Annotated in this window: 7 protein-coding genes and 1 pseudogene; 7 read left to right on the plus strand and 1 reads right to left on the minus strand. The window is 70.0% G+C overall.

The genetic code is table 11. The annotated features are described in order from the left end of the window. The 7 genes and pseudogenes from BN10_RS15815 to BN10_RS12195 form a co-directional block, all read left to right on the plus strand. Positions 1-677, plus strand: a pseudogene (locus tag BN10_RS15815) (hypothetical protein); the annotation flags it as partial. 4 nt (positions 678-681) lie between these two features. Further along, positions 682-1,137 (plus strand): Fur family transcriptional regulator, encoded by a 456-nt coding sequence (locus BN10_RS12170; RefSeq protein ID WP_010851553.1) that lies wholly within the window; start codon positions 682-684, stop codon positions 1,135-1,137. 4 nt (positions 1,138-1,141) lie between these two features. Beyond that, complete coding sequence (locus BN10_RS12175) at positions 1,142-1,561, plus strand: rhodanese-like domain-containing protein (protein ID WP_010851554.1); 420 nt, start codon at positions 1,142-1,144, stop codon at positions 1,559-1,561. Between the two features lie 102 nt (positions 1,562-1,663). Continuing rightward, complete coding sequence (locus BN10_RS12180; RefSeq protein WP_010851555.1) at positions 1,664-1,957, plus strand: hypothetical protein; 294 nt, start codon at positions 1,664-1,666, stop codon at positions 1,955-1,957. 121 nt (positions 1,958-2,078) lie between these two features. Then, positions 2,079-2,543 carry a hypothetical protein gene (locus BN10_RS12185; protein ID WP_010851557.1) on the plus strand — a complete coding sequence of 155 codons (465 nt, stop codon included), beginning with the start codon at positions 2,079-2,081 and terminating at the stop codon, positions 2,541-2,543. A gap of 58 nt (positions 2,544-2,601) precedes the next feature. Then, on the plus strand, positions 2,602-3,447 hold the full coding sequence (locus BN10_RS12190) for an SDR family NAD(P)-dependent oxidoreductase (RefSeq protein WP_010851558.1): 846 nt from the start codon (positions 2,602-2,604) through the stop codon (positions 3,445-3,447). Then, positions 3,440-4,657 (plus strand): metallophosphoesterase, encoded by a 1,218-nt coding sequence (locus BN10_RS12195; protein ID WP_010851559.1) that lies wholly within the window; start codon positions 3,440-3,442, stop codon positions 4,655-4,657. Before BN10_RS12190 ends, BN10_RS12195 begins: the two co-directional genes overlap by 8 nt. A 44-nt stretch (positions 4,658-4,701) precedes the next feature. On the opposite strand, the gene BN10_RS12200 is transcribed toward BN10_RS12195, so the two are convergent. Further along, on the minus strand, positions 4,702-5,236 hold a 535-nt coding region (locus BN10_RS12200; RefSeq protein ID WP_040751683.1), incomplete at its 5' end, for a PadR family transcriptional regulator.

Raw genomic sequence — 5,236 nt, forward strand, 5'->3', positions numbered from 1 at the left:
CACCGGCGGCCGACCACCTGCCCTCCGGGCGGGCCCGGACCGTCTTCCTCACGATGGTGCGGGCGCACGCGGGTGCGGCCTCGGACCGCCCCGCCCAGATCGCGCACGTCCTGCTCGGCATCGGCTGGATCCTGTTCTCCTGGACGCTGGTCACCGACCTGCTCCTCCGTCTGCCGCTGCTGCTCGCCGGGGTCGGCAACCCGCTCCGGTCCCGCCTCGTGGCCGTCGTCCTCGCCGTGACCACGGTGGCCCTCGCGGTCTGGGGGCACCTGGAGGCGCGACGCGTGCCGCGCGTGCGCCGCGTCGACATACCGATCCAGCGACCGTCGGGTGATGCGGACGGCCCGACCATCGGCGTGCTCACCGACACGCACTTCGACTCGTTCAAGACACCGGCCTGGAGCCGGGGAGTCGTGGCCGCCCTCAACGCCCTGGACCCCGACGTCGTCGTCCACGCCGGGGAACTGGCCGGCGGGTCCGTCGCCCAGCGGCGGGCGCAGTCGGAGGCACTGGCGGACGGAACCCGACTCGCGGCGGCCGCGCAACCCGAGAACGTCACCGGCACCCCGATCAACCTCACCCAGGAACGACTCGTGGCGCACGCGGATGTCGAGCCCGCCAAGGCAGCATTGCTTTCCCTCCTGGACAAGGCGCGCACAACCGATCGGGGACACTGAGGAGGTGAGCGAGACCACCGCGTCGACGACAGACCTGCTGGACCAGGTGGGTCGGCGATTGCGCGCCAGGGGAGAGCGCCTGACCCGACCGCGTCAGGCGGTCCTGCTGGCGCTCGTCGATGCCGGCCACCTCACGGTCGAGCAGGTCGCCGAGCGGGTGAGCGGCCGCGACCGGTCGGTGCACCTGGCCAGCGTCTATCGCTCGCTGGAAACCTTTTCGCGCCTGGGGATCGTGCAGCACGTCCACCTGGGTCACGGCACCACGGCATACCACCTCGTAAGCGACCACGGACCCCACGCTCACGCCCAATGTCGGGTATGCCGTGGGGTCTGGGACGTGCCCGCCGCCGTCCTCGACCCGGCGGCGCGGCACCTGGCCGACAGCAGCGGCTTCCGCCTCGACCCCACACATGCCGCCCTGTCGGGGGTGTGCGCCACCTGCTCGGTGGTGCCAGAGTGAAGGGATGACTCGAGCACCCGGAGATCCCCTCGTCCGCAGTGCGGCCGCCCTCGTCGCCGAGGCCGACGCCCGTGTTCCCTCGCTCAGCGTCGAGGAGGTGGCGGCCAGGCTCGACGACCCGGCATACCTCGTCGTCGACATTCGCGACCCACGCGAGGTGGAACGTGACGGCACCCTGCCCGGCGCCTACCGGGCCCCGCGCGGGATGCTCGAATTCTGGGTCGACCCGGAGAGTCCCTACTACAAGCCGGCGCTCGATGACGGGCGGACCCTCGTGCTCTACTGCGGGAGCGCCTGGCGCTCGGCCCTGGCCGCGGCGACGCTCCACGACATGGGCCGCACGGACGTGACGCACCTCGCCGGCGGGTTCAGCGCGTGGGCGGCGGCCGGTCAGCCGGTGACGCCGCTCGCACCCAAACCCTGAGCGGTCTCAACCCTCACAGGAAGCCGACAGGGATCACAAAGGGTCCTCTTCGCGGGTCGCAGGACTGTTGATTCATCAACGAATCAGCCCTCGGAGGACATCATGTCGACCACCAGCCCCGCCCTCAGCAAGGCCCGTCGCCTCACCGGCGCCGCCCTCATCGCCGCGACCGTGGCAGCCGGTGGCCTGGGCTACGTCTTGACCCACGACACCGACTCATCGACCGTCGTCGCCTCCGGCACGACGACCTCGGGAGCCACCACCAGCGAGACCACCACCTCGGGGACCACGACCACCTCGGGGATCACGAGCAGCTCGGACACGTCGGGCAACTCGACCACCGCCAGCGTGCAGACCACCACCCAACAGGCTCAGACCAGCACCAAGGGCAGCTGACCATGAGCGCGCAGACCGACATCGAACCCGTCGCCACGACCTTTCGCGCCATCGACTGAACCCGCTGCCCCTGTCACACTCACGACGGCTCGATCGTCGAGAAGGTATGGAGAACACCACAATGGGACAGCGCGTCGACTTCGTGAACGTTTCGACGGAGGGGCTCGAGTCCTCCCCCGTCGCGGACGCCCTGGCCGGGCTGCGCGCCAACGAGTCCCGCTACTTCAAGAACAAGTACGACGTCGACTTCGTCGTCACGCCTGCGTCCGAGAGCACAGACCGGATCGACTACGTCGCACACATCCTCGAGAACGAACGTGACCTGGTGATCGCCGCCAAGCCGCTGGAGACCGCCGAGGTCGAGGTCGACGGCATCCGCTGGACCCACGTCTTCTACGAGGACGGGCTGGCGATCAACGTGCTCTACACGCTCGCGGACGCCGGCAAGCGGGCGGTCGGTTTCAAACTCTCCGACGGGATGGACGTGCCGGCCGAGCTCGCCGATCGCTTCAAGTTCGCGCGCCAGAAGTCCAAGCTCGCCGGCACGATCCGCGGCTCCTTTTTCGTCATCAAAGGCGAGTACTGACCCGGTCGACCCAGTGCTGCCGTCCTGGACGCAGCCGGCTTCGGAGGAGAATCGGGGCATGCGACTCCCTCGACGCGACTTTGTCGGCGCCACGGCCGTCGTCACCGGTGCCGCGAGCGGCATGGGTGAGGCGATGGCCCACGAGTTGGCCACCGAGGGCGCGGATGTGCTCGTCCTCGTCGACTGGCACGCCGAGCGGCTGGGCCTGGTCGCCACGGCAATCCGCGACCTCGCACCCGATGTCAAGGTCGACACGCACGTCGTCGACCTCGGCAACCGCGGGGACCTGGACGCCCTGGTCGCTGACCTCGGGCGGGCACACGACCACATCGACCTGCTCGTCAACAATGCCGGAGTCGCCCTGTTCGGCCGGTTCGCGCAGATGACGATCGCGGACTTCGAGTGGGTGACCGACATCAACCTGCGGGCGCCCATCGTGCTCACTCACGGCCTGCTGCCGAACCTCCTGCGCGCCGACGGCGCCCACGTCATCAACACCTCCAGCCTCTTCGGGCTCATCGCTCCCCCGGGGCAAAGCGCCTATTGTGCAAGCAAATTCGGTCTCCGGGGCTTCTCGGAGTCACTCGGTGCAGAACTCGAGGACGACGGCGTCGGGGTCACCACCGTCCACCCCGGCGGCATCCGCACCCGGATCGCGACGAGCGCTCGCGCGGCGGCATCGGTCGCGGCCGGTGACGTGGAGAGTTCCCTCGCCTTCGCCGACAAGGCCCTGCGGATGCCGCCCGAGCGCGCGGCCCGGATCATCCTCGACGCGGCCCGCCGGCGGAAGTCACGGGTCGTCGTCGGCCTCGACGCCAAGGCGGTCGAGAAACTCCCCCGTCTCGTCCCCTCCCAGATGCGCAGACTGTTGCGGATCGGATCGAAACGGAGCCTGCGTGGCTGAACCCCATCTCGACCGCACCGGTGACGAGGCCATCCTCGAGGCGTATGCCGTGGACTCACCTCCACCGGGACCGGGCATGTCGCGCCGGGCACGGATGATCTTCCTCGGCGTCCTCACCCTGATCTGCTTCCTGCTCTACGGCGTGGGCGCCTGGGGACTCTTCCCGTCGCAGGCAGGGTGGCCCGACTGGCTGGCCTGGGGTGGTCGTCTGGTGGCCGGGCTCGCCGCGGTGACACTTGTCGTGACCATGTTGCGCGCCCACACGGGTGAGGAGTCCGATGGCGCTGCGCGGATTGCCCACGTCCTGCTCGGTGTCGGCTGGATCCTCTTCGTCTGGACGCTGATCACCGATCTCGTGCTCCGGCTACCGCTACTCGTCGCGGGCATCGAGAATCCGGTGCGTTCGCGGCTGGTCGCGGTCGTTCTGGCGGCCGTCGTGCTCGGCCTCGCACTCTGGGGGTTCGCCGAGGCGCGACGGATCCCACGGGTGCGGCGGGTGGACATCGAGATCCGCGGTCTGTCGGCCGAAGCCGACGGGATGACCATCGCCGTGCTCACTGATACCCACTTCGACTCGTTCAAGAAGCCGTCCTGGAGCGCCGGGGTCGTGGACGTGGTCAACGGTCTCGGGGCGGACGTCGTCGTTCATGCGGGTGACCTGGCCGACGGCTCGGTCGCCGCCCGCCGCGAACAGTCGGCAGCGCTGGGAGGGGTGCGCGCGGCATACCGGTTCTACATTGCGGGCAACCACGAGTACTACAGCGGCGTCGGGGACTGGACCGCCCACATGGCCGACCTCGGTTGGGAGGTGCTGCTCAATGCCCACGGTGTCGTCGGTGAACGGCTCGTCATCGCCGGCGTCGACGACCCGACCGGCAACGGTGTCCCCGGCCATGGCACTGACCTCGATGCCGCCCTGGCCGGCGTGCCCGACCTGCCGATCGTGCTGCTCGCGCACCAGCCGCACCTGATCGCCACCAGTCGCGACCGCGTCGATCTGCAGATCAGCGGCCACACGCACGGCGGGCAGATGTGGCCCTTCCATTACCTCGTGCGGCTGCGCGAGCCGGTCGTGCAAGGGCTGTCGCGACACGGGGATCGCACCCAGGTGTGGACCAGTCGGGGCACGGGCTACTGGGGGCCACCCTTCCGGATCTTCGCTCCGAGCGAGATCTCGCTGCTCACCTTGTGCAGCACGACGTCCGCCTGAGGGGCACCAAGCGGCGTCCCTCAGGCGGACGTCATGGGTGGGGGTCAGTCCTCGGCGAGGAGCAGATACAGCTCCTTGCGGAGGGCATCCACCTTGGCGGTCGCGGCCGCGCGCTGCTCCGGCGAACCGTCGCGGGCGAGCTGCTTGAGCACGCCGACCAACTTGCGCATGGACTGCAGGAAGGCCACGTGCTCGTCGGCGCTCTCGTCGAGTTGCGCCCAGGCGGCGTCCAGCGCCTCCCGGTGCTCCTCGACGTGGTTGCGTCCGGCGTCGGTGAGCCGGTGCTCCGCGCGCCCGTCGGTGGTGACCTCCTCGAGGAGGCCCTCGTCGGTGAGTTGCTGGAGGGTCGGGTAGACCGAGCCGGGGCTGGGGCGCCAGATGCCGCCCGAGCGCTCCTCGATGCCCTTCATGAGGCCGTAGCCGTTGGCCGGGCCGTCCGCCAGCAGCGACAGGATCGCGCTGCGCACGTCGCCGCGCCGAGCGCGACCGCGTCCGCCCCGTCGTCCCGGTCCGAAACCGGGTCCGAAGCCCGGACCCGGGCCGAAGCCTGAGCCCCCCTCGCCGAACCACGGGCGCCTG

This window comes from Phycicoccus elongatus Lp2 (assembly GCF_000367525.1).
Taxonomy (GTDB): Bacteria; Actinomycetota; Actinomycetes; order Actinomycetales; family Dermatophilaceae; genus Phycicoccus_A; species Phycicoccus_A elongatus.